The sequence below is a fragment of the Myxococcus xanthus genome (assembly GCF_006402735.1).
GTDB classification, from domain to species: Bacteria; Myxococcota; Myxococcia; order Myxococcales; family Myxococcaceae; genus Myxococcus; species Myxococcus xanthus_A.
This window is the reverse complement of record NZ_CP017174.1, coordinates 6874612-6896223: the sequence shown is the minus strand read 5'-3', so window position 1 is coordinate 6896223 and position 21612 is coordinate 6874612. Positions and strand designations below refer to the sequence as shown.

Sequence of the window (21612 nt, the reverse complement as noted above, 5' to 3'; positions counted from 1 at the left end):
CCCGGGCGGGCGGTGAGACTGTCCACCTCCGGACAGTGCCTCCGCGAGCGCGCCCGGCACGCCGCGGGGGCGGGAAGGGCGTTTCCCCCGAGCTGTGAGAATGTCGGCTGCCTTGCAGATTTCCGGCGCGTGACAGTGGGGTGGGCGCGGCGGAAATGTTAAGCGGCAGGTACATCGCCTTGGCCCGTTCTCACACCGACCGCGTGGACTCACTCTCGACCGGACAGGACCCTGGTGGCGCCAGCCACGGCGGGTCGGACGCCAGCGGGCTGGATACCGCCCTGCTGGACCAGATGCCGGAAGCGGTCGTGGTCTGCTCGCTGGACGCAGTCTGTGTCCATGTGAATCCCTCGCTGGAGCGGCACCTGGGCCGGCCGCGCCAGGAGCTGCTCGGCCGGAGGCTCTGGGAACTGCACCCGGAGTGGACGGAACGTTCCTTCCAGGAGCGCTTCCGCCAGGTGGCCCGGACGGGCGAATCCGCCGAGTTCGAATGCCATACCGAGCCCCAGGACCGCTGGTTCGTGAAACGGTTGTTTCGCGTCCATGAGCGGGTCGTCCTGTTCTCGCGGGACATCAGCGCGGAGAAGAAGCAGGAGGCGACGCTTCGGGCCCTCTACGACGAGATGCGCCGGGCGCAGCGGCACGCGGCCTTCCTGGCCCAGGCCAGCGAGGTGCTGGCGTCGTCCCTGGAGCACGACCTCATCCTGCAGCGCATGGCTCACCTCGCCGTTCCCATCCTGGCGGACGCGTGCTCGGTGGACCTCCCCATGCCGGATGGGCAGGTGCGCCGCGCCGCCGCCGCCTTCTCCAGGCAGGAGATGGTGGCGCCCGCGCAGGACTTCCAGTCGCGCTATCCCATCCGCCTGGAGGACGCGGCGGGTATCGGCAAGGTGCTGCGTACCGGCGTCACCGAGTTCACCCCGGACTTTCCCGCCATGCTCGCCGCCGCCCAGGGGGGCAGCTCGGCGTACCGGCGGGCCGTGGAGGCGCTGGGCATCAGCGCGTACATCATCGTCCCGCTCATCAGCCGGGGCCGGGTGCTGGGGGCGCTCACGCTGCTCAATTCGGAGTCCCGGCGCAGGTACACGGAGGCGGACGTGCGGCTGGCGGAAGACCTGGCCCGCCGCGCCGCCACCTCGCTGGACAACGGCCGGCTCTACACGGAGGCGCAGGAGGCTGTGCGCGCCCGTGACTCGTTCCTGTCCGTGGCGTCTCACGAGCTCAACACGCCGCTGACCTCGCTCATGCTCAACATCCAGGCGTTGCGGCGCGAAATGGAGCCGCGCGCCAGCAATGGCCCCGCGTCACCGGAGGCGCTCTCCACGAAGGTGGTGGCGGTGCAGCGGCAGGTCTCCCGCCTGTCGAGCCTGGTGCGCGAGCTGCTGGACGTGTCCCGCATCACCGCGGGGCGGCTGCGGCTGGAGCGCGAGGACCTGGACCTGGCCGCGCTCACCCGCGAGGTGGTGCCCCGCTTCACCGAGGACCTGGCGCGCGCGGGCTGTGCGCTGCACCTGGACGCGGGGGGCGCCGCCACCGGCCATTGGGACCGGCTGCGGCTGGAGCAGGTGCTGCAGAACCTGCTCTCCAACGCCATCAAGTACGGCCGGGGCCGCCCCATTGAAGTGCGGGTGGGGGCGGATGCGTCGCGCGCCTGTCTGTCGGTGAAGGACCAGGGCGTGGGCATTCCGCCGGAGGGGCGCGCGCGCCTCTTCCAGCGCTTCGAGCGGCTGGCCAGCGAGCGGCACTATGGCGGGCTGGGGCTGGGCCTGTGGATCGTGAAGCAGATTGTGGACGCCATGGAGGGCCGCATCCTCGTGGAGAGCGTGCCCGGCCAGGGCTCCACCTTCACCGTGGAGCTGCCGCGCCACCCGGCGTGACCAGGTGAGAGCGCACGCCGGAGGACACCACCCACAGCTGATGGGAGGTGCGCGTCACCGCCACGTGCAGGCGGCGGCGTGATTCGTCGTCCACCGGGTAGGCCCGCGCCGTCGCGTCCGGGAGGATGACGTAGTCGAACTCCAGGCCCTTCACGCTGCCCACGTCGGTGACGTCCACGCCGGGCTCGAAGGTGAACTCGCCGTCGCTCACCAGCCGCGCCCAGGGCTGGTCGGCGACGACGCGGTAGATGGCCTGCGCGGACTCCGGGCTGCTGGCGATGACGCCCACGGAGGCGTGGGGCTCGCGGGCGACGAGGTCCCGGAGCGCCTCGCCGATGAAGAGCTGCGCCTGGGCCTCGTCGGGGAAGTGGTGGAAGCCCACCGGAGCGCCCGCGCGGCCGGTGGCGGCGGCCTCCGGGGCCTGCGCGCCCAGCACCTGCCGCGCCAGCTCCACCACGGGCCGGGGGCACCGGTAGGAGACCTGGAGTCGGCAGGTGGCGGCGTCGCGGATGTCGAGCTCGTTGAGGACGGCGGGCCAGCCCGCGAAGCCCGCGTCCGTCTGCTGCATCTCGTCGCCCGCGAGCGTGCAGCTCTTGCCCTTGCCCAGCAACTGGCGGACGGCGAAGAGCTCGAAGAGGGAGAAGTCCTCGGCCTCGTCCAGTACCACGTGCGCCAGCCGCTCCAGGCCCAGCGAGGAGTGCTGGGCCTTGAGGAACATCAGGACGGGCAGGTCGTCCAGGTCCACCGTGCCGGCCATGGCGTCCGGCGTGTCGTCCTCGATGGAGCGCCCATCCACGGTGATGAGCCGCTCCGCGTCGGTGATGTCCTTGAGCACCTTGGACAGCGGCGTGGCGAGCTGGAGGCGCGTGTGCTCCAGCGTCTCGTCGATGGCGGTGCGAGGAATCTCACCCTTGGCGGCGGTGACCACGCTCTCCAGGAAGCGCCGGTCCATGTACGCGTCCGCCATCCGCGTGCGCAGCCGCTCCAACGTGGTGCCCGCGTCTGTCTTTGGCACGCCCACCCGGGCGGCCAACGCGCGCCGCAGGGTGGGGTGGCGCTTGAGGCGGGACACCAGCGGCGGCGTGTCATTCCACAGCTTGATGCCGGGCACGTTGAAGGCGGAGCGCGCGGTGGCGAGCAGCCAGGCATCCCGCGTCTGCACGGCCACGTTGCCCAGGCCCAGCGGCGCCAGCAGCCGGCGGGACAGCCGCGCCAGCCCTTCTTCCGGGACGATGAGCTTCATGCGGGCCTGGGGGAACGTCCGCGGGTCGTCGAAGGCCAGCTTCGCCAGCCGGTGCAGCGCCACGGTCGTCTTCCCACTGCCCGCGCTGCCCAGCACCAGCAGCGGCCGGTCCGGGCCGGTGCTGACGGCCTCGTACTGCTCGGCGTCCAGCATGGCGGTGACGCCAAAGGCATCCTCGATGCGGCGCGCGCCCTTGCCGGTGCCCAGGAACTCCGGCCGCGCTGCCGTCCCCGCGCCGCCAGACTGAAGGGTGGAGAAGTCGCGGCTCACGCTGCGCCACGCGCCGTCCGCCAATCGCTCCAGCACCAGCGCGCCGGAGATGATGCGCGTCAACACGCCTCGCTCGATGATGACCAGCCGGCGCGTCTCCACGCTGCCCTCGGCGAGCCGCTCACCGAAGTACTCCTCGTAGTCGTCGCCTTCCTCGTAGCAATAGAAGACACGGGCCACGGGCGCGAAGCGCCAGTCGATGACGCGCACGCCAGCGCCCACGTCCGCGAACGTGGTGCGGCCCAGCAGGTAGTCGCGCGGGCCGCCTTCGCCATTGAGGCGCAGGTGCGCGAAATAGGGGGCCTGTGGGTCCGGAAGCTTCACGCCCTCCTGGCGTTCCATGAGAGAGCGCATCTGGTTCATCTGCGCGAAGATGTGCGGCAGGTCCGCCACGGCCGCGGTGGAGGCGTCGTCCCGCAGCACCTGCAACTGGGCGACAAGTCCTTGCGCGTCCTGTCCGCGTGCGGACTTGCGCCGCGCGACTTCCAGCGTGGACTGAACACGGGCCAGCAAGGCCTCTTCCTCGGCGATGATGGCGCGGGCATGGTCCGGCAGCGACGCCTCGACGTGGCTCATGCGCGGCAAGGTGAACCTCGGCGCCGTATGCGTCAACCTGTTGTTTTTCTTGAGAGAAATGCTGTCTTTTTGGTACTCTGTACCAGGAAGGGATGGACATGCGCGGTGTGACCCAGCGGCTGCTGCTGGTGGGGCTGGTGTTCCTGGCATGTACGGCCTCCGCGTCCCGCAAGGTCCTGTACGAGAAGGAATCGCCCTACACCCTCATCTCGGTGACGGAGGACGAGGAGGGGCGCCGGTATCTGGGCTTCGATGCCTCGGGGGCGCTGCAGAGCGTGGTCCGGCCGGGCAAGCCGCTGGACCTGGTGCTGCCGTACACGCAGGTCTCCATGGTAGGGCTGGCCTACGTGCCCGCGCCCAAGCGCATCCTCATCGTGGGGCTGGGGGGCGGGGCCATGCCCATGTTCCTGCGCAAGGTGGTGCCGCGGGCGCACATCGACGTGGTGGACATCGACCCGGATGTGGTGACGGTGGCCAGGCGCTACTTCGGATTCCGGGAGGACCCGCTCCTGCGCGCGCACGTCGGAGACGGCCGGCGCTTCATCGAAGCCGAGCGGCCCGCGTATGACCTCATCTTCCTGGATGCCTATGGCCCGGACAGCATCCCCGAGCACCTGGCCACGCAGGAGTTCCTGGCGGCGGTGCGGGCGAAGCTGAGCCCCCAGGGCGCGGTGGTGGGCAACGTGTGGGCCTTTCCGCCCAACCGCCACTACGACGCCATGGTGCACACGTGGCAGGTGGCCTTCACGCAGCTGTATGAGTTCATCGTGCCGCAGAGCTCGAACCGCATCCTGGTGGGCGTGGGGTACGAGGAGAAGGTGGCCGCCAAGACACTGGAGGCGCGCGCGGAGAAGCTGGAGCGTACTCGGAGCGTACCGTTCGACTTGAGCGGGCTGGTGGACCGGGGCTACACGGACGCGACGGAGCGGCAGCTGCGGGGCAAGGTGCTGAAGGACGCGGACCTGCCGAAGCCCGCGTCTGTGACGACGCCGGCGCAGGTCCGCTGAGCGCTTGTAGGGGCTAGGGCCTGCCTCACATCGACGCGTCTGCCTTCAGCGGTTCGTCCATGGGGGGGACCACGCCTTGGGATGCCGATAGCGGTCCTTCCGGGCGTCGAGGTAGGCGCGGAGCTTCGTGAGCGCGGGGTGCGCGTTGTCGCTACGCCAGACCAGGGAATGTGGGTAGACGAGCATCGGGTTGCGGATGGGAATGCGGCGGAGGTTGTACTCGGTCGGCCACACCAGCCGGATGTGTTCACCTACGAGTGTGGCCAGGCTGGAGGAGCCGGCAATCACCTCCAGGAGCGCATCGATGCCGAAGTCGGGACCGAGGGTGTCGATGGTGAGCCCGAATCTCGCGGCGAGTTCGTCGTAATAGGCGGCCCACTCTGTTCCTGGGACGATGAAGGGCATCCAGACCTTGTGCTTCGCGAGCTCGGCCGGCGTCAGCGAAGTCGCAGCGGCGAGCCTGTGCGTATCGCTCGTGAGGAGCTCCACGGCGTCGTCGAGAACTCGGGTCGCCACGACGCCGTCGGTCAGTTGTTGCGCGGGCCGGGTGATGGCGCGAAACGTCGCGTCGATGCTCCCTTCCCGCACAGCGGCCAACGCGGTCTTCGCGTCGAAGAGATGCGTGACGACATCGATTTCAATCTCAGGATGTGCGCTGTGGAAGTCACGAAGGATGCGTGCGCTCCCGAGGTTCGGCTTGACCACGTCGACACGGAGCCGACGGCGGCCGGGGCGCACGGAATCGGCTGCCCGCTCTGCCGCTTCGAGGATGCTGCGAGCGTGAGGCAGGAATACCTGGCCGTCGATGGTGAGCTGAATTCCGCGCGGAGTTCGGACGAACAGCCGTACCCCGAGGGTGGCCTCGAGCGCGGCGATGCGCTTGGAGACGGCTTGCTGCGTGAGTGACAGCCTCGACGCCGCCTCTTGGAACTGCCCCGCGTCGGCGACGGCAATGAAGGTCCGCACACCATCGAAATCCATGTCACCCCGCCTGCGTTGCCCCAGTGTCGCCGGGCAGTGTATCGCGGCGCTCGCGTCCTCCCAGGGGAGGGCGGCACAACCAGTGGTTGTGTCTCAGGGATATCGAGTTGTTTGATGTCCTCGCGTAGCGTTGGCTAGGGTTCTGTTGAACGGCACGCAGTTGTTCAGCGGCTGCCTGGCACCGACGAGGACCGCCCCATGCAGAATGAGAAGCCATTCCTTCCTCGGGAGGTGCGGATTGGCACCCCTGAATCCGAGGTCATGTTCAGCAACATCCGGCGAGCGATGCGCCTGACCGCGGAATTGAACAAGCGCACCTTCGATGATGCCGAGGAAATCAGGGCGCTCTTCAGTGAGCTGACCGGTAGGACTGTCGACAGCACGTTTTCGCTCATCCCGCCGTTCTACACCGACCATGGAGTCAACATCCGCGTCGGGCGGAATGTGTTCATCAACCAGTGTTGCACGTTGATGGATATCGGGGGGATCGACATCGCTGACGACGTCATGATCGGCCCGAAGGTGAACATCATCACGTCGAGTCATCCCCTGGAGCCCGCCATGCGGCGTGCTTTCGCGGTCGCGAAGCCCATTGTGCTCCAGCGGAACGTCTGGATTGCGGCGGCCGTCACGATATTGCCGGGGGTGACGGTGGGCGAGAACTCGGTGGTGGGGGCCGGAGCGGTGGTGACGGAGGATGTCGCTCCGAACACATTTGTGGCGGGCGTTCCTGCCCGGCTCGTTCGACGCCTGACCTGAGGGACATTCCCTCGCAGTCCAGGCGTCGCGGCGCCCCTTCACTGGGCCGCTACGGCCGAGGCGGGGCACGTCCCGGTGCTCCCGCCTGGCGCGCTCGAGGTCACGCGTTCGCGATGGACTTGGGCGGCAGCTTCAGCACCTGCCCGACCTTGATTTTGTCCGGGTCCTTGAGTTGGTCCTTGTTGGCCTCGAAAATCTTCGGGTACAGCTTCATGTCCCCGTAGATGTCCTTGGCCAGCTTGCTCAGCGTGTCGCCCGACTTGACGGTGTATAGGCCGTACGGCGTCTCGTGCGTGACGGTGAGCATGACCATGACCTCGTTCTGCCAGTTCGGATGTCTGGCCTTGATCTGGTCCCACATCCGGTCCCGGTCCCAGGCGTAGTCCACCGACCCCTTGATGATGAGCTTGCCGTTCTCCTCGCGCGACTCGACCTTGGCGCCCACGTTCTTCGCCACGTCGAGCACGTCCTGGTAATCATTCTGCAAGGCCATGGTTGCTCCCTTTCGCCTGCGCACGCCGGAACGGGCGTGGTGCTGGGCGGGGCGCAATGTACCCGCCTGCCCCGACGTGCCCGTCGCGCCTCGATGCCGCTGGGAGTGCGGATGACGAGCGGTCAACAGAGCCCGTCCCGCGCCTGTCTCGGAAAGACGGTGGGGAGCTCGGGACGCCGGTGGCGCTCGGCCCTACAGTGGTAGTTCTGAAGAAGCCCGTGCCTTCGTTGCGGCGTTATTTCATCTTGCCGAACAACTTGGTTAATCTCTCGCAGTTTTCATCGAAAATGGAACGAGTATAGTGCGGCGCCTGCTCTCCCTTTTTGCGCGACTTCTCCAACTCCCAAATATGCACCGTGGAGTCATGAGAGGCTTTGCAATAGTAGTCCCGCGCCAACTTCAAATCCCCCGCCGCTTCGGCGAACGATGCCCGCCGATTCAAGCACATTGCAGCCGTCCCTGGCTGAGCCGTTGGCAAATAATCGTCCAGCGCCTTGAGCGTCTCATCAGGGCTTCCGATTGTTTCAAAATAGTCACTATGCGCCAGCGCACGACGGCAGCCTTCGCTGGATGGCAGGGCGGATGACTGTTCCATCATGTAAAATACCTGAGAGGCGTTCAGAACCCCCCTCCAGCCATTGTCAGATGAACCGCGAGTCGTATCTAGTCTGGCAACGATGAAATACTGACCCGCGGTCAAATTCGCCGTCTCATCTGGTGGTAAGGTGTAGCGCAGGAAGAATCTAGACTTATCCGAAGTCAGGACCAGTCGCCGTACAGGGCCATCCACCCGCCGTAGCGGCAACTGTACTTGTTTGCTATTTCGATTTTGTCGAAAGAAAATTTCAATGGATAGATACTGTTCCCACCCACCGTGAGGCGCCTCGATAACGAAGTCTCCCACGGAACGCACTTGGCCTTCCGGCATGACTGCGCGTGGATGCAGCAGACCTATCGACAAGACCAACGGCCACCCCTTTTGAAGGTGCGCAGTGCTGGAACTAGCGACAAGTACAGGCGCGGCAGCAGGCGGATTTGCCACTGGCTGCGCCCCCGACGTAGACACCTGAGCACGTCCTTCGCCAGCCCAAAAGACGGAGATAATCAAAATGACTTTGACAAGGTTCATGGTCACGGAGCATTCAGGGGCGGGTGTGCATGGGAATACTAATACAGACGCGATGCAGGCAGTCGCCGCGATTGGGCGCTGCCTCGCCGTGACGTGAAGGCCGACTGTCCCCATTGGGGCAGTAGGGCCTCGTGGCCGCATTGAACGTCTTGCCTAGGCCATCCGTGCATAGCTGGGTCCCCGCTGTTTCTCGCGGAATGATGAGGAACCCCTGGCTCTCCTATGGAGTGCAGTCGCACCGCTCACGCGGGTTTGGGCGAGGGGTCGCTGGCGTCGCCACATCCAGGCTGTTGCCATGCAGTGCCACTACTGGACCCGAGGGGCGCGGTTCAAACTACAGTTGTAGGATTAGGGCAGGGGCGGGGCGGCGCTTCTCCCGCCCCGCGCGTTAGCGCCACGTTGGCGGCAAGCTCGTGCCGTCACGGGCAGTATTGCAGCGCGCACTCGTGCCGCTGGTCGATGCAGACCTGCGTCTCCTCGGGGTCCCCAAGGGCCTGGCGAATGCAGGCGGTGTAGGTGGTATGGCAGTCTTCACAGGTGGTCAGCGTCTGGGCTTCGGCTCCGTGAGTCTCGTCCGTGCCGGCTGGGTCCTTCAGTACCGGGTCCATGCCGCCACAGCCCGTCCCCATGAAGATCGCAGCCAGCGCCACGCCCATCCACGTTGCTCGCATGATGCCTCCCGTCGCGACGACGGACCTGCTGGATTTTGAATTGCCAGGATTGCGGAGGTGCCTGGATTTGGCAAACGCGCCTGTAAGTCCCGGCTCTTGGCCTGTCTTCCCGTGGATGGTATGAGCATTCGGTCCGTGTGGCCTTGAGTCCAGGGCCGGCGCGGTTCGCGCATTGCCTTCGCCTCGTCGCTGCCAGGAATCACTTCCGCTCGGGGGAGGCGGTGGGGCATGCCCCTGCGTGCTGCTCCCGGGCTCGTCCTTGGAGCCTGGATGTCTCCCCCGCGTGTTGCCCTTCCTCCCGCCTGGCGGCCCGGTGCCGCCATCATTGCCCTGGCGCTGCTGCTGAGCGCGTGCGCCACGCTGCCGCAGCGAGGGCAGATCGTCATGCGCGACGTGGCCTTCCCGTTGCGGGACTTCCGCTTCCCCTCGGGGCTCCGCGTGGTGGTGGAGCAGGATGCCCGCTCTCCTGTGGTGGCGGTGGTCGCGGTGGTGGGCGCAGGGGGCTCCAGTGACCCGGGCGGCAAGGAGGGCCTGGCGCACGTCGTGGAGCACCTGGCCTTCCGTTCCCGCCATGCGGGTGGGCCGTCGGTGTGGCGGCGCCTGGAGACGTCGGGCGCGGGCTTCTACAACGCCTCCACCAGCCTGGATTACACGTCCTACGAGACGCTGGCCCCCAAGGAGGCCCTGCCAGTCCTCTTGAAGCTGGAGGGCCAGCGCCTGGCCGCGCCGCTCGCGGGTGTGAGCCCGGAGGTGTTCGCGGTGGAGCGCGAGGTGGTCCGCAACGAGCTCCGCCAGCGCAACGAGACGGGCTACGTGGGGCAGGTCTTCAGCTGGATGAACGCCGCGGCCTTCCCGGGTGGCCACCCCTACGCGCGTCCTCTCGCCGGGACGCACGAGTCGCTGTCCGCGCTCAGCCTGTCGGACGCGCAGCGCTTCGCCCGGGCGCACTACCGTCCCGACAACGTCACGCTGGTCATCGCCGGTGACGTGGACCTGGCGGCCGTGGAGGCCACGCTCCGCACCAACCTGCCCGAGGCCTGGGTGGGCACGGGCGCGCCCCTGGCTCTGGAGGCGCGCCTGCCCGCGCAGCCTGCGGCCCCGGCCACCACGCCCGCCCAGAAGTCGGTGCCCGTCTTCACCGCCGCCGTGCCCACCCCGGAGGTGTATCTGTCCTGGGTGCTGCCGCGCGGCTTCGACGAGTCCAGCGCGGTCCAGGACTTCGTTCGCGCCAGCTTCAGCCAGAACCTCTGGGGCGCGGTGCGCAATGACGGCGACATCGCGGACATCTCCACCAACCTGATTCCGGGGACGCGTGCCTCGCTGTTGGTGGTGCGGGTGCGGCTCAGCCGGGGAGACGACCCGGCGCGCTCGGCGGGGAAGGTGTTGGACCAGGTGCAGAACGCGTGGGTGCAGGAGATTCAGCCCGGCTCCGTGCTGGGCCGCGAGTTCGACTTCCAGGCGATGCGCCGGCAGGTGGTGACGGGCATGGTGCTGGAGTCGGAGGACCTCATGTCCCGCACCGAGCGCCGGGCGCTGCTCACCCACTTCACGCAGGACGTGCGCTCCTACACCCGCTCGCAGGTGGCGCTGATGGGACTCGCCGGCGGCAAGGTGACGGACTTCTCCTACCAGTGGCTGCAGCGGGACCGGGTTCGAATGATTGTCGTCCGTCCGGGTGAGGTACCCGGCGCGGCGACGGCGGCCGCCACACTGTCGGCGGACGAGGAGCCCTGGACCACGCCCGCCGAGCAGGTGACGCCGTCGATGACAGCGGCGCTCGACTCGCCCGTGCAGGTGCTCAAGCTGGACAATGGCATGGAGGTGCTGCTCGCTCCACGTCCGGGCCTCCCGGTGGTCCGTATCGGCGCGGCGCTGGGCGGTGGTTCGTCCTACGGCGAGAAGCCGGGCGTGGCGGACCTGGCCAACTGGGGCTCCTTCCGGGAGTCCTGGTTCGAGGGCCGCCCCAGTGACTGGGGCCTGCATTCGACCTCGTCGTTCCAGCGCGACCACCTGCGCGTCGGCATCTCCGGCACGGCGGGCAACGTCGGCAACATGCTGGCGATGCTGGCCGAGCAGCTCGACTCCACGCGGACCTCCGAGGACGTGGTGCGCTTCTACCGCGAGCAGGTGCTGCCCTGGCGCCAGGCGGTGGACTCGAATCCGGAGCTCCTGGCCGAGCGCCACCTCCAGAAGGCGCTGTACGGCACGCATCCCTATGCGCGGGAGGTCACCAGCGCGGACCTGGCCCAGGTGTCCTGGACGGAGGCCGAGGCGTGGCTGAAGGACGTGTACCGGCCGGCCAACACGGTGGTCGTCATCGCCGGCGAGTTCGACGTGAAGGAAGTGGAGGGGCTGGCGCGCAAGTACCTCGGCGGTTGGAGCCGGGGGAAGGCGAAGCCCGTCGCCACGCCGTCTTCGCCTGAGCTGCCGGTGGCGGCTTCGGCCGCGAAGGCCCTGCTCACGCCGCGTCCCGGCGCGAGCCAGGCGCAGGTGCAGCTGGCCTGCCGGCTGCCCACGGCCACACCCGAAGCAGAGGCGCGCTACGCCCTGATGGCGGAGCTGATCCACGGCCACGCCTCGGGGGAGATGCGCTCGCGCCGGGGCGCGACGTACGGCTTCTCCGCGCGGCCCTGGCTGGGGCGCGGCGGCGCGGCCCACCTGGTGCTGGAGGGCGCGGTGGATGCGCAGCGCATGGGTGAAGGCATCAGCACCGTCCGTCAGATTCTCGCGTCCTTCGCGAAGGAGGTACCCAAGCACACGCTGGAGCGGGCCCGCAGGGGCATGCTGGCGGCTCAGGCGGTCTCCTTCATCAGCTCGGAGGCCTGGGTGAACGCGCTGCTGACCGCGCACGTCCGGGGCTTCGAACCGGACACGGTGACGCGCCGGCCCGCGCTGCTCCAGTCGGTGACGGCCGAGTCCCTGCGAAAGGAGTTCGAAGGCTGCTACCAGCGGCTCGTCGTCTCCATCACCGCCGACGAGGGCCAGGCGCGGTCCGCCATTCAGGCCATGTCCCAGCCGTAGGCCACCCCGGCCCCCTGCCTGCTGTCCGTCCCGCCGGGCAGGGGCTGGCGTCCACCGCCGTGTCCCTGGCTGCTTATCTTGAGGCCGCCGGGGACCAGCCAGGGGGAGCGCCGCATGCGGTGGCAGGGGGGACGTCGCAGCTCGAATGTCGAAGATAGGCGGGGCAGTGGCCTGGGCCGCCCGCTGGCGCTGGGAGGCGGCGCGGCCTCCATCGTCGTGGCCTTGCTGGTGCTGCTGCTCGGGGGCGACCCTTCCGAGCTCGGGCTGGGCGGAGGCGAGGACCCTCGGAGCGTGGACGGCACGGGCGGTTCGGGCCAGCCGTTGGACCCCCGACAGGAAGAGCTCAAGGACTTCGTGTCCGTCGTGCTCGCGGACACGGAGGACACCTGGCCGGAAGTCCTCGCGCCCGTGGGCGTGCAATATGCGCAGCCTCGGTTGGTGCTCTTCACGGATGCGGTGCAGTCCGCGTGCGGCTTCCAGGAGAGCGCGGTGGGGCCTTTCTACTGTCCTCCGGACCGGCGCGTGTACCTGGACCTCGGCTTCTTCGACGAATTGGACCGGCGCTTCGGAGCGCCCGGCGACTTCGCGCAGGCCTATGTCGTGGCGCACGAGGTGGGGCACCACGTGCAGAACCTCCTGGGCATCTCAAGGCAGGTGCAGTCGCTGCGCGGACGCCTGTCTCCGGAAGAGGCCAATGCCCTGTCCGTCCTCCAGGAGCTGCAGGCGGACTGCTTCGCCGGCATCTGGGCCCACCATGCCCAGCGTCAGCGGCAGTTGCTGGAGTCGGGGGACGTCGAGGAGGGACTGGCCGCGGCGAGCGCCATTGGTGATGACACCTTGCAGCGGCGCGCCCAGGGCTACGTCGTCCCGGAGTCCTTCACCCACGGCTCGTCCGAGCAGCGCGTCACCTGGTTCCGGCGCGGGCTGAAGCAGGGCACGCTGGATGCCTGTGACACCTTCGGCGACGCGGGCGTCGGGGCGCGCTGACGGTGTGCCCTCGGCGGCTCGGGCGGGGTCAGCCGAGCCGGTCCACCGGCACCAGCAGCACGTCGCGCAGGCGCCAGTCCAGGCGCTTGAGGTCCTCGGCGGCGTTGCCCAGCCGGGTGACGAGCTCCGGTCCCCGCTCCTTCGGCACCAGGCGCACGTCCGCGCAGAAGACGTGTCCGTCCTCTCGCACGCGCACCTGGGCGGCCTCCACCCAGTCCAGGCCGCAGAGGGCCTCGTGAATGCGGCGCGGCAGCGGCTCGGCGTGCTTCGAATCGAGCGTGCGCGGTGTGCGGTCCATCAAGTCACCCAGCGCGGTGCGCAGGTGCCGCTGTCCGTCCCAGGCGATGTCCAGCGCGATGACTCCCGCCGCCACCGCGTCCGCCCACCACCAGCCCATGCCGATGCTCAGTATGCCCAACATGGCGGCGACCGCGGTGAGCCAGTCCGCCTTGTTCATCAGCGCGTCGGCGTGAAGCACCTTGTCGTGGAGCGACTCCGCCAAGGGCAGCTTCACCCGGCCCAGCAACACGGACGGAACCGCCGACCACAGCAGGGCCGCGAGCATCAGCCAGCCCATCCACACGGTGTGGCCAAACAGCTGCGTGGTACCGATGGAAGGGTATTCGGCGCGCACCAGCTTGAGCACGGACTCCACGAACAGCCACATCCCCATGAAGAGCAGCGCCACCGAGCCCACCAGATACGCCAGCGACCAGGCCTCCAGCCGCTGCGCGCGCTTGAGGACGCGGTGCTTGTCGTCAGGCAAATCTCCCGGGTCCACCGGGCCGCGCGCATGTCCGTCGCGGTGCCGTCGTTGGCGCCAGCTCATCGCCGGTCCTCGTCGGGGGCCGTGGGTGTCTCGCCGGCTCTGGCGGAGGCGAGGAGGCGCCGCCGGATGGGCTCCGCGTGGTCGAGGACGAAGCGGTCCACGGTGAGCAGCCAGCGGTTTTCACCCGCGGGCACCACCCAGATGCGCTGCTCCTCGCGAAGCACGTCTTCGCCCGCGACATAGCCCCATGCATCGAGCTGCCAATCCCAGGCGGCCCGGAGGCCCGGGGCTTCATGCAGCCGCTCCACCTCGCGAACCCGGGCGCCCCATGCCTGGAGCTTCGGCCCGGCGTCATTGCCCCGCGCCACGGAGACGGAAGCACCCTCCAGGGACTCCGGAACGGTCTGCCCCGGCGGCGCGCCCACACGCATCCGGGTGGTGAGGTAGGGCTGTCCCGCGCCCAGCTGCTTCACCCAGGGGGACTTCGCGGTGATTCCTCCGACGACCACGTCCACCGCTCGCTCCTCCAGGGCGTGCATCAGCTCGGCTTCCGGCGCCACCGTCCAGGACACGCGCGCCCCCAGCTGTTCGGCGAGCTTCGCCACCGCCTCGGCTTCAGGCCCCATGGGCTTGCCGTCCTGGAGGCCCGTCCAGGGCTCATGGCGCACGAGCCCCGCACGCAGCACGCCGTCTCGAACGATGCGCTCCTGCGTCCCGTGGGTATCCCGTGGAAGGCCACAGGCCCCCAGGAGCAGGGCCAGCCAACCGAACAGCAACACTCCGACACGGCTTGCACCGCGCACCGTCCGAGCCCCCCTTCGGTCCGTGAATCGCACCGGGAACGGTAGGCACGCGGCGGATGAGGCGCTACGCGCCCCGAGCGCGCCTTGGAGCCAGGGCGAAGCGCGGACCGCCCGCCTGCTCGCGAGCCCGGGGCGCGTTCAATCCAGGTAGCCCCAGCGCTCCTCCTCGAAGACGAAGTAGGGGCGCCCGAAGGGAATCCTATCCGTCCATCCCAGCACGTGACGGCGTGCGTCCGCCGGGCCGCTCACGTCGTAGGTGAAGCCGAAGTGAGGGCCGCTGAACCTGGCGGGTGGCAGTTGGGGGAGGAACTCCGGCACGAGCTGTTCCAGGGTGTCGGGGAGCTGTCCGTGCCGGGCCTGGTAGGCGCGGCAGGCCGCGATGAGCGTCTCGGCGTTGCGTTGCGCGCGTTCCGCCTCCTTCTTCCCGGGGCGGAGCACCCTGTACAGCGTCAGGGGAATGCCGACAGCATTCCGCAGCAGTCCCCGGGCGGTGCCAAGGAATCGGTGGAGCGTCATATGGGCGCGACCATCGCATGGCTGGCGACTGCCTATGTTCTCCAAGAGGAGGACATCGCCATGCCAGATGTGGAAGCGCCGCGGCCGCTGTCCGAGCCGCCAGACGAGGCGCAGGAACGACAGGGCCGCTACATGGAGGAAGAGCCGGGCCACACGCCGGGGAGCGCGGAGGGCGACGACGAGGACGCGCCGCACCGTGTTCACCCCTACCCGGACCCGGACCACACCCCGGGTCAGGCAGAAGGCTGAACCCAGGGCCGCCGGGAGGGCTGACCTACCAGTGGACGAGATAGGTGCAGGAATTCGCGCCCTTCCGGCGGCACCCTGCTGAGGTGTCGCGGGTGCGGGCAAGCTGTCGATTTCCCTGTAGGCCTTGAGGTCGTCCTCCAAGGGGTACCAGGCGTTGACGTCGACGGTGAGGTTGCCGTGGGCGTCGCGCGTCTGCGCCTTCATTGTCTCCAACAGGACGTCGAGGAGGACGGTGAAGGACTTCACGGCCTCCGTCGTGGAGGTCGACGCCAATCTGGGGGGCGTCTGCGCCACGAAGGGGCTGATGCCGGTGACGACGCAATAGGTGCCGAGCAGGCGCGCCTCGTTCACCATCTTGATGCAGTGATTGGCCGTCGCCGTGTCCACCACCACCATGCCGGTGATGTCGATGATGGCGCAGCGGGCCTTACCCTGGGAGAGGCGGTGCAGCAGCCGCTCCGTCATGTCCACTGAGCGCTGTGTGTCCATCACCCCCGACGAGGGGCAGCGTGAGGATGTCATCCCGCAGCTCGATGATGGGCGTGGACAAGTCCCGGATGGCCAGCCGCTGCTGCTCGATGGTGGAGAGCTCCTCCTCCATCTCCCGGCGCGCGGCATCGAGCTTCTGGATGGACCGCTCGTTCTCTTTCACGGACGCGTGGAGCTGGCGGGCGAAGAGGTTGATGGTCTCCTCGAACCGCCCGGGTGACGCCCTGGGCATTCACGCCGCCGGAGTCCACGGTGCGGGTGGTGAGCATCGGAGGGAGGTCCGCGAAGAAGGTGTTGGAGAACGTCGTCGGCTCGAAACGGTGATGGCGTGGAGGCCGCGGGGGACGCGCGGAGCCGGACCTCGCCGTGAAGGCGTGGGTGGTTGCCTTGCTGCGTGCCGAGGTACGTGTAGGTCGCGCCGTTCTTGCTGATGACGAATTGGACGTGCCCCTCGGCGGCCTGTCCCTCCAGTGGGGCTCCGTCCAGGCTGCCGCGCAGCCGGTGACCGTCCCTTTCGAGGACGAGCCGTTGGTGGATGAGAGCGCCGTAGAGTTGGGTGGTCACCACCCATTCTTCCGCGGGCCGTGGCTTCGCGAGGAGTGTGGCGGGGACGAGGCAGAGCAGGAGGAGCAGGGGCTTGAGCATGCGCTCCTGCGCCTGCGGTACGTGCTTCGATGCCTCCCACTGCGGGTGGACTGCCCGCCAGTGCCGTCAGCTGAAGTGCCGCGCGAGCACCGCAGCGACGTGCGGGTTCTTCTTTGCCCGCGTGGCGGCCGCTGCCACGGTGGGACAGTTCTGGGCGAACCAGTCCTTGCCGGGCCGCCAGTTCGTCATCACGGTGACGTAGAGGTCCAGCGCGCTGAAGCGCTCGCCAAGCACGTGGGGCTTGCCCACCTGGGCCTCGATTTCGCGCCAGAGGTTGGCGCGGCGCTCCATGACGGTGTCGCGCAGCCGGTCCGCGGCGGGACCGGCCAGGGTCCACTTGGGCGGGTCGTCCGCGTACGTGAACGTCGGGTACACCGCGCCCACGAGGCGGAACAGGAGGTTGAGGAAGCGCGCGCGCTCGGGCGCCGTGGGCTCCGGCACCAGGCCGCTCTGGGGCGAGCGGTCGTGCAGATGCAGGATGATGGCCGCGCTCTCCGTCATCACCGCGCCATCGGGAAGGACCAGGGTGGGCACCTGCCCCAGGGGATTGAGCTTCAGCAGCCGGTCGCGTCCAGGGCCCGGCTCCAGGTAGGGCAGGTCCGTGAGCCGGTGCGGGATGCCGGTGATTCGCAGCGCCATCTCCACGATGGCCGAACCACACCCTGGTGAGCCAATCAACTCGTAGTCGTTCATGGACCGTCCCGTCATTCCACAGGTGAGGGCAGTGGCTGCCAGTTGGGAACCAACGTGTGGACGATTTCTCCGGAGGCCGGAATCGTCAACTCCTCCCGGTGGAAATGAACGGGGACGTATCCGCTCAGCAGGAAGATGGTGGCGGGACCTGGAGGCACATTGCGGAAGCGCGTCGTCCGACTGGGCGCGTCGTGCTCTTCCAACGATGCGTCTTCCTCGCCGGGATTGATGAATCCCCGCCCCTTTGCGAGGAACTCAGCGGCGGCCTCGGTGGTCGGCGCGGGAATCCGCCCGGGATGCAAGGAGAGGTACACGCCCCTGATGCTGGGATTGAGGAGGGTGACCGTCGCGCCTGTTGTCTGCTCGACGAAGTCAATCGTCAGTCGGCCGCCGTCGGGAACGTGAACGCGCTGAGGCGCGAAATGGGGTACGGCGCCGTCCGCGGCCGAGGTCGCGCTGGCTCTGACGGTGTAGAATCCGGGCTCCAGGCCTGGATGTGTTGCTTTTTCGTTCCGGACGAGGAGCGTGTCTGATTGGTGGGCGCCATCCCGCCAGAACTGGAGCATCGCCTCGACAGGCGCGCCTTGGTGGTTCCGTACCGTCACGTCGGCGACAACGCCAGGCTCAAGTCGAATCAGCGGAGTCTCTCCTCCTGTCACGGTGCCGATGTAGCGATGGTAGCCCACGGCGTCGACGACGAGCTCCGAGGGCGCATCACTCACATGCTCCAAGGTGAAGGTGCCATCCGGATTCGACACGTCGCTGTCATGCGAAACCCGTTGTCCTGCGGTGCCGGCCCTGAAATAGAGCGTCAGCCTCGCGCCCTCGATGGGCGCGGAGGTCGCGGCATCCAGCAGCCGGCCCTGGACGGAACGACCCGGACTCATGTGGAGGTCGCCCAGGTCCACGTCGCCTTCCAGAGGGACATCCACCGTGAGGGAGCGCGGTGCCATCCCTGTTGCGCCGAAGGCCAACGTCAGGGTTCCTGATTTCGTGGTCGACCACTCGAAAGCGCCGTCCTCGGAGCGGACCAGGCGGCCGTTGAGGGTGAACTCTAGAATGGGAGCTCCATCGGCACTCAGGAGCGAGCCCCGAATCCGTGAGTATCGTTGCAGGACGAGGCGGATGGGGTGCTCCCCGGGGCTCACGAGAAACGTGTCGTCCGGGTCGGTGGTTCCTCCCAAGGATTGCGCTGGGACGAAGGCATGGTCCCGTTTCGTGACCTCGACTGCGTGCGGGGCGGAGGACAGATGCCGCAGGATGAACCGGCCGTCCGCACCTGTGCGAGCGCCGCCGGACCCGCCGCAGTGGATGCTGAGTGCTGGCGGCTCCGTTTCCGCGACAGGCGACGCCCGGTACGCTCGGACAACCGCGCCCTCCAGCGGCTTGCCACTCGCTGTCACCACGACGCCAGACACAGTCACACCTTCGGGAAAGCGCAACTCCACCTGGGACTGAGTGCCTTCACGCAACTCAAGGTCATGGGAGACCGTCCGCACGACACCCAGAATCTCCTTTCGAACTCGCACGACGTAGTGTCCAGGCTGGACAGCCCCGAGCTGAAAGCGGCCCTGGGCATCTGAATACGCGTGGCGGCTGGGCAGGTCCTCCTCGTTGCGCGCGGAGATGTCGACATTCGCATCGGGCACGGGGGCGCCGTGTTCATCCGACACGGTGCCCAGCACGGTCGGGCCTTGTCGCAACGAGAGGCGGAGGTCTTTGCTGGGCGCGTACACCGGAACGGTTTCTGGGAGGAACCGTTCGTCACGGGCTTGGATCTCCCACTCACCTGGGCGACATGCCTTCAGCTCGAAATGGCCCGTCTCGTCCGTCGTCGTCTCATGGAGATGGTACGGCGCCGCGGGGTTGCATTCGCGCATCAACGTGAGCGCGACACCTGGGGCGGGCGACCCGTGTGCGTCGACTGCCACGCCGGTGATGGTCGTCGCTCGGAACAGGGTGATGGTGGCCGAGGAGGTATTCGTCGAGGAACGCAGATTGACGAGGGTGTCCAGGTACCCCGGTGCCGACACCATGAAGTCATGCGTGTCGGGGCCCAAAGGGCCCAGACGGAAGCGGCCATCCAGGCCCGACTCCGCGTCTGGGTGGGAACTGCCGTGTCGCTTGATGATGGCGGAGACACGGGCGCCTGAAACGGGCTGGCGCGCCTCGTCTTGAACGAGTCCCTCGAGATATGGTGCAGGCTTCAGTTCGAGAACCGTCTCAGCCCCGTCTCGTTCGTCCAGGGTGACTTGCTCACTGGCAGTCATTCCTCCATGGAAGGCTGACAGCGTGAGACGGTGGACTTTGCTGAGCCCGGAGAAGTGAAACTGTCCTTTCGCGTCGGACGTGGCGACCTGATAGGAAAAGCCCTCTGGAGATTCCGCGCTGAGTTCGACGCGAGCGCCCGCGATGGGGCTCCCCTGGGAGAGGACCCTGCCTGCATGGTTCAGCGGCCGGGTGAGTTGCACACCTTCCTCCGGAAGGCTGTTTGCCTCATTGAGATGGAGGAGTGCCGATCGCCAGCCATCCTGCACCGCCATGAGGACGTAAGGCCCAAGCGGCAGCGGGCCGATGCGGAACCGCCCATCCGGACCTGTGATGCCGTCGAAGTATCGGTCCGTTGCCACGGAGGCCAAGGTGATGCGGGTGCCTGGAAGCGGCGCGTCCTCTCCTGAGACGGCTCCCTCCACCCGTAATCCCGGGGTCAGCACCAACCTCAGGTCATCGTGCGTCCCCTGGATGCCTTGTTGCACGGCCGCCCCATCCTCATTCAATGCCCAGATCGACAGCGCTCCGTCGTCCAGTCCATCCAAGAGGTAGGCGCCGCCTCCGTCGGTGACCGTCTCTGCCTGGAGGATGGCTTCGCCCCGTCGGGAGGAAAGCCACTCAGTCAGAATGTCCCGGCCTGACCACTGGCAGTCTTGCAAGAGCCGGCGGGGTTTCTCCTCGCGGCGGGAATCCCATGGACCAGACGCCCAGTCGGGGCACGGCCGTTCGGCCAGGGACTCCTCATCCCGCGACATGGCGGATACGCGCACGCCCGCGAGGGGCACTCCTCGCGCATCCACCACGGTGCCACGAATGCGCCGTCTCCTTTCGGGCCGAGGAGTGGAGCCCAGGTCCCCCGCGCCTTGGTTGCCAGTCCCTTCGATGCGGTTCGTGGCTTGCGACGATGCAGCGACGTCTGCGCCGCGGCCAACGGCCTCTGACGTGGAGCGCGCGTCCCAAGCGAGCAGCCCGAGGACACCGACGGCCAGAATCGTGAACGCCCCGCCGCTGTACATGTGCCTTCCCGTCATGTCTCGACGGTAGGGAGCCGCGGCGGGGCAATCCTCACGGAACCATCATGATTGGCTCAGCATCCGTGCAGCACCAATGCCGCGTGTCGGGTGCCTCACGAAGGAAAGCCACTCAGGACAATCTTCCCCACGGTCCGGCCGGATTCGATGGCGGCGTGGGCTCGCCGCAGGTTGGCCGCGGTGATGGGACCGAAGTCCTGGGTCATCGTCGTCCGCAGCGTCCCCGCGTCGACCAGGTCGGCGACCCGGTTCAGGATGCGGTGCTGCGCGAGCGGGTCCGCCGCTTCGTACAGGGGCCGGGTGAACATGAACTCCCAGTGGAGCGACAGGCTCTTTCGCTTCATGGCGCTGATGTCCAGGGGCTTGGTCGGGTCATCGATGAGCCCCAGCCGCCCGAAGGGCGTCGCCACTTCCACCAACTCCGGGAAGTGGGTGTCCGTCGCCGTCAGGCTCGCGATGTAGCGCACGCCCTGGGGCGCCCGTTTCTGGAGTTGCGGCACCAGGGACTGTCTGTGATTGATGACGTGGTGAGCGCCTTGCGCCTCACACCATTCCGTCGACTCCGGGCGCGACGCGGTCGCCACCACCGTCACGCCCGCCAGCTTGCGCGCGAGCTGGAGCGCCATGGAGCCCACGCCTCCGGCGCCGCCGACGACGAGCAGGACATCCTGGGACGGAGCGTTGCCCTGCGGAATCTCCAGCCGCTCGAACAGCAGTTCCCACGCGGTGATGGACGTGAGCGGGAGCGCAGCGGCCTGGGCGAACGACAGGGAGCGCGGCTTGCGCCCGACGATGCGCTCGTCCACGACGTGGAACTCGGCGTTCGTCCCCGGCCGGGCAATGGAGCCCGCGTAGTAGACCTCGTCCCCGGGCCGGAACAGCTTCACGCCGGGGCCCACGGCGTCGACGACACCCGCCGCATCCCAGCCGAGCACGCGAGGCGTGGTTTCTACCTGGGACTTGGGCGCGCGGACCTTGACGTCCACGGGATTGACCGAGATGGCGTGGACGCGGACGCGCAGCTCTCCGGGACCGGGCTCCGGCGTGGGTAGTTCCACGTCGATGAGTGCTTCTGGATTATCCACGGGCAGGTATTGGTGCAGGGCAACGGCTCGCATGGGGCCTCCTTGCG

Annotated in this window: 17 protein-coding genes; 5 read left to right on the top strand and 12 right to left on the bottom strand. The window is 68.0% G+C overall.

Annotated elements, in window-relative coordinates:
* Positions 1-155: 155 nt before the first annotated feature.
* Positions 156-1877, top strand: a complete 1722-nt coding sequence (locus BHS09_RS28190; RefSeq protein ID WP_335929548.1) for a PAS domain-containing sensor histidine kinase — start codon at positions 156-158, stop codon at positions 1875-1877.
* On the opposite strand, the gene BHS09_RS28185 is transcribed toward BHS09_RS28190, so the two are convergent.
* The gene (locus tag BHS09_RS28185) at positions 1846-3966 is read right to left on the bottom strand and encodes an ATP-binding domain-containing protein (RefSeq protein ID WP_140794535.1); all 2121 of its coding nucleotides are present in this window, start codon (positions 3964-3966) and stop codon (positions 1846-1848) included. The two genes, BHS09_RS28190 and BHS09_RS28185, sit on opposite strands and share 32 nt — an antisense overlap.
* Positions 3967-4058: 92 nt before the next feature.
* Between BHS09_RS28185 and BHS09_RS28180 the strand changes: the two genes are divergently transcribed.
* On the top strand, positions 4059-4973 hold the full coding sequence (locus BHS09_RS28180) for a spermidine synthase (RefSeq protein WP_140794534.1): 915 nt from the start codon (positions 4059-4061) through the stop codon (positions 4971-4973).
* Positions 4974-5018: 45 nt separating this feature from the next.
* On the opposite strand, the gene BHS09_RS28175 is transcribed toward BHS09_RS28180, so the two are convergent.
* A complete protein-coding gene (locus tag BHS09_RS28175) occupies positions 5019-5954 on the bottom strand; it encodes a LysR family transcriptional regulator (RefSeq protein ID WP_140799584.1) in 936 nt (311 codons plus the stop codon).
* Between the two features lie 198 nt (positions 5955-6152).
* Here BHS09_RS28175 and BHS09_RS40080 point away from each other — a divergent pair, with 198 nt between their 5' ends.
* On the top strand, positions 6153-6713 hold the full coding sequence (locus tag BHS09_RS40080) for a sugar O-acetyltransferase (protein WP_140794532.1): 561 nt from the start codon (positions 6153-6155) through the stop codon (positions 6711-6713).
* A 100-nt stretch (positions 6714-6813) separates the two neighbouring features.
* Here BHS09_RS40080 and BHS09_RS28165 read toward each other — a convergent pair whose 3' ends face one another.
* The 3 genes from BHS09_RS28165 to BHS09_RS28155 all read right to left on the bottom strand — a co-directional run bounded on the left by BHS09_RS28165 (position 6814) and on the right by BHS09_RS28155 (position 9006).
* Entirely contained in the window at positions 6814-7206 is a 393-nt protein-coding gene (locus BHS09_RS28165) for a LysM peptidoglycan-binding domain-containing protein (protein ID WP_140794531.1), read from the bottom strand.
* A 235-nt stretch (positions 7207-7441) separates the two neighbouring features.
* Entirely contained in the window at positions 7442-8335 is an 894-nt protein-coding gene (locus BHS09_RS28160) for a hypothetical protein (protein WP_140799583.1), read from the bottom strand.
* Between the two features lie 419 nt (positions 8336-8754).
* On the bottom strand, positions 8755-9006 hold the full coding sequence (locus tag BHS09_RS28155; RefSeq protein WP_237079880.1) for a hypothetical protein: 252 nt from the start codon (positions 9004-9006) through the stop codon (positions 8755-8757).
* A gap of 270 nt (positions 9007-9276) precedes the next feature.
* Here BHS09_RS28155 and BHS09_RS28150 point away from each other — a divergent pair, with 270 nt between their 5' ends.
* Positions 9277-12027, top strand: a complete 2751-nt coding sequence (locus BHS09_RS28150) for a M16 family metallopeptidase (protein WP_140799582.1) — start codon at positions 9277-9279, stop codon at positions 12025-12027.
* Positions 12028-12141: 114 nt separating this feature from the next.
* Positions 12142-13014: a KPN_02809 family neutral zinc metallopeptidase gene (gene ypfJ / locus BHS09_RS28145; RefSeq protein ID WP_140794529.1), complete on the top strand. Its 873-nt coding sequence runs from the start codon at positions 12142-12144 to the stop codon at positions 13012-13014.
* Positions 13015-13042: 28 nt separating this feature from the next.
* Here ypfJ and BHS09_RS28140 read toward each other — a convergent pair whose 3' ends face one another.
* The 7 genes from BHS09_RS28140 to BHS09_RS28105 all read right to left on the bottom strand — a co-directional run bounded on the left by BHS09_RS28140 (position 13043) and on the right by BHS09_RS28105 (position 21598).
* Positions 13043-13843, bottom strand: a complete 801-nt coding sequence (locus BHS09_RS28140) for a cation efflux transmembrane domain-containing protein (protein WP_140794528.1) — start codon at positions 13841-13843, stop codon at positions 13043-13045.
* Entirely contained in the window at positions 13840-14562 is a 723-nt protein-coding gene (locus BHS09_RS28135) for a substrate-binding periplasmic protein (protein WP_140794527.1), read from the bottom strand. The genes BHS09_RS28140 and BHS09_RS28135 overlap by 4 nt, the downstream gene beginning before the upstream one ends.
* Positions 14563-14724: 162 nt before the next feature.
* Positions 14725-15816 carry an STAS domain-containing protein gene (locus BHS09_RS39655; protein WP_237077514.1) on the bottom strand — a complete coding sequence of 364 codons (1092 nt, stop codon included), beginning with the start codon at positions 15814-15816 and terminating at the stop codon, positions 14725-14727.
* The gene (locus BHS09_RS39650) at positions 15779-16072 is read right to left on the bottom strand and encodes a hypothetical protein (protein WP_237077513.1); all 294 of its coding nucleotides are present in this window, start codon (positions 16070-16072) and stop codon (positions 15779-15781) included. The genes BHS09_RS39655 and BHS09_RS39650 overlap by 38 nt, the downstream gene beginning before the upstream one ends.
* Before the next feature lie 479 nt (positions 16073-16551).
* Positions 16552-17178, bottom strand: coding sequence for a glutathione S-transferase family protein (locus BHS09_RS28115; protein ID WP_174258915.1), 627 nt, complete (start codon positions 17176-17178; stop codon positions 16552-16554).
* Between the two features lie 11 nt (positions 17179-17189).
* The gene (locus BHS09_RS28110) at positions 17190-20234 is read right to left on the bottom strand and encodes a carboxypeptidase-like regulatory domain-containing protein (protein WP_237079879.1); all 3045 of its coding nucleotides are present in this window, start codon (positions 20232-20234) and stop codon (positions 17190-17192) included.
* A gap of 341 nt (positions 20235-20575) precedes the next feature.
* A complete protein-coding gene (locus BHS09_RS28105) occupies positions 20576-21598 on the bottom strand; it encodes a zinc-binding alcohol dehydrogenase family protein (protein ID WP_140799581.1) in 1023 nt (340 codons plus the stop codon).
* Positions 21599-21612 lie beyond the last annotated feature (14 nt).

What these genes read in the sequence shown, in the direction of transcription:
- BHS09_RS28190 (WP_335929548.1), top strand. Translation starts at nt 156, where the DNA reads ATGTTAAGCGGCAGGTACATCGCCTTGGCCCGTTCTCACACCGACCGC.
- BHS09_RS28185 (WP_140794535.1), bottom strand. Translation starts at nt 3,966, where the DNA reads ATGAGCCACGTCGAGGCGTCGCTGCCGGACCATGCCCGCGCCATCATC.
- BHS09_RS28180 (WP_140794534.1), top strand. Translation starts at nt 4,059, where the DNA reads ATGGACATGCGCGGTGTGACCCAGCGGCTGCTGCTGGTGGGGCTGGTG.
- BHS09_RS28175 (WP_140799584.1), bottom strand. Translation starts at nt 5,954, where the DNA reads ATGGATTTCGATGGTGTGCGGACCTTCATTGCCGTCGCCGACGCGGGG.
- BHS09_RS40080 (WP_140794532.1), top strand. Translation starts at nt 6,153, where the DNA reads ATGCAGAATGAGAAGCCATTCCTTCCTCGGGAGGTGCGGATTGGCACC.
- BHS09_RS28165 (WP_140794531.1), bottom strand. Translation starts at nt 7,206, where the DNA reads ATGGCCTTGCAGAATGATTACCAGGACGTGCTCGACGTGGCGAAGAAC.
- BHS09_RS28160 (WP_140799583.1), bottom strand. Translation starts at nt 8,335, where the DNA reads ATGAACCTTGTCAAAGTCATTTTGATTATCTCCGTCTTTTGGGCTGGC.
- BHS09_RS28155 (WP_237079880.1), bottom strand. Translation starts at nt 9,006, where the DNA reads ATGCGAGCAACGTGGATGGGCGTGGCGCTGGCTGCGATCTTCATGGGG.
- BHS09_RS28150 (WP_140799582.1), top strand. Translation starts at nt 9,277, where the DNA reads ATGTCTCCCCCGCGTGTTGCCCTTCCTCCCGCCTGGCGGCCCGGTGCC.
- ypfJ (WP_140794529.1), top strand. Translation starts at nt 12,142, where the DNA reads ATGCGGTGGCAGGGGGGACGTCGCAGCTCGAATGTCGAAGATAGGCGG.
- BHS09_RS28140 (WP_140794528.1), bottom strand. Translation starts at nt 13,843, where the DNA reads ATGAGCTGGCGCCAACGACGGCACCGCGACGGACATGCGCGCGGCCCG.
- BHS09_RS39655 (WP_237077514.1), bottom strand. Translation starts at nt 15,816, where the DNA reads ATGACGGAGCGGCTGCTGCACCGCCTCTCCCAGGGTAAGGCCCGCTGC.
- BHS09_RS39650 (WP_237077513.1), bottom strand. Translation starts at nt 16,072, where the DNA reads ATGCCCAGGGCGTCACCCGGGCGGTTCGAGGAGACCATCAACCTCTTC.
- BHS09_RS28115 (WP_174258915.1), bottom strand. Translation starts at nt 17,178, where the DNA reads ATGAACGACTACGAGTTGATTGGCTCACCAGGGTGTGGTTCGGCCATC.
- BHS09_RS28105 (WP_140799581.1), bottom strand. Translation starts at nt 21,598, where the DNA reads ATGCGAGCCGTTGCCCTGCACCAATACCTGCCCGTGGATAATCCAGAA.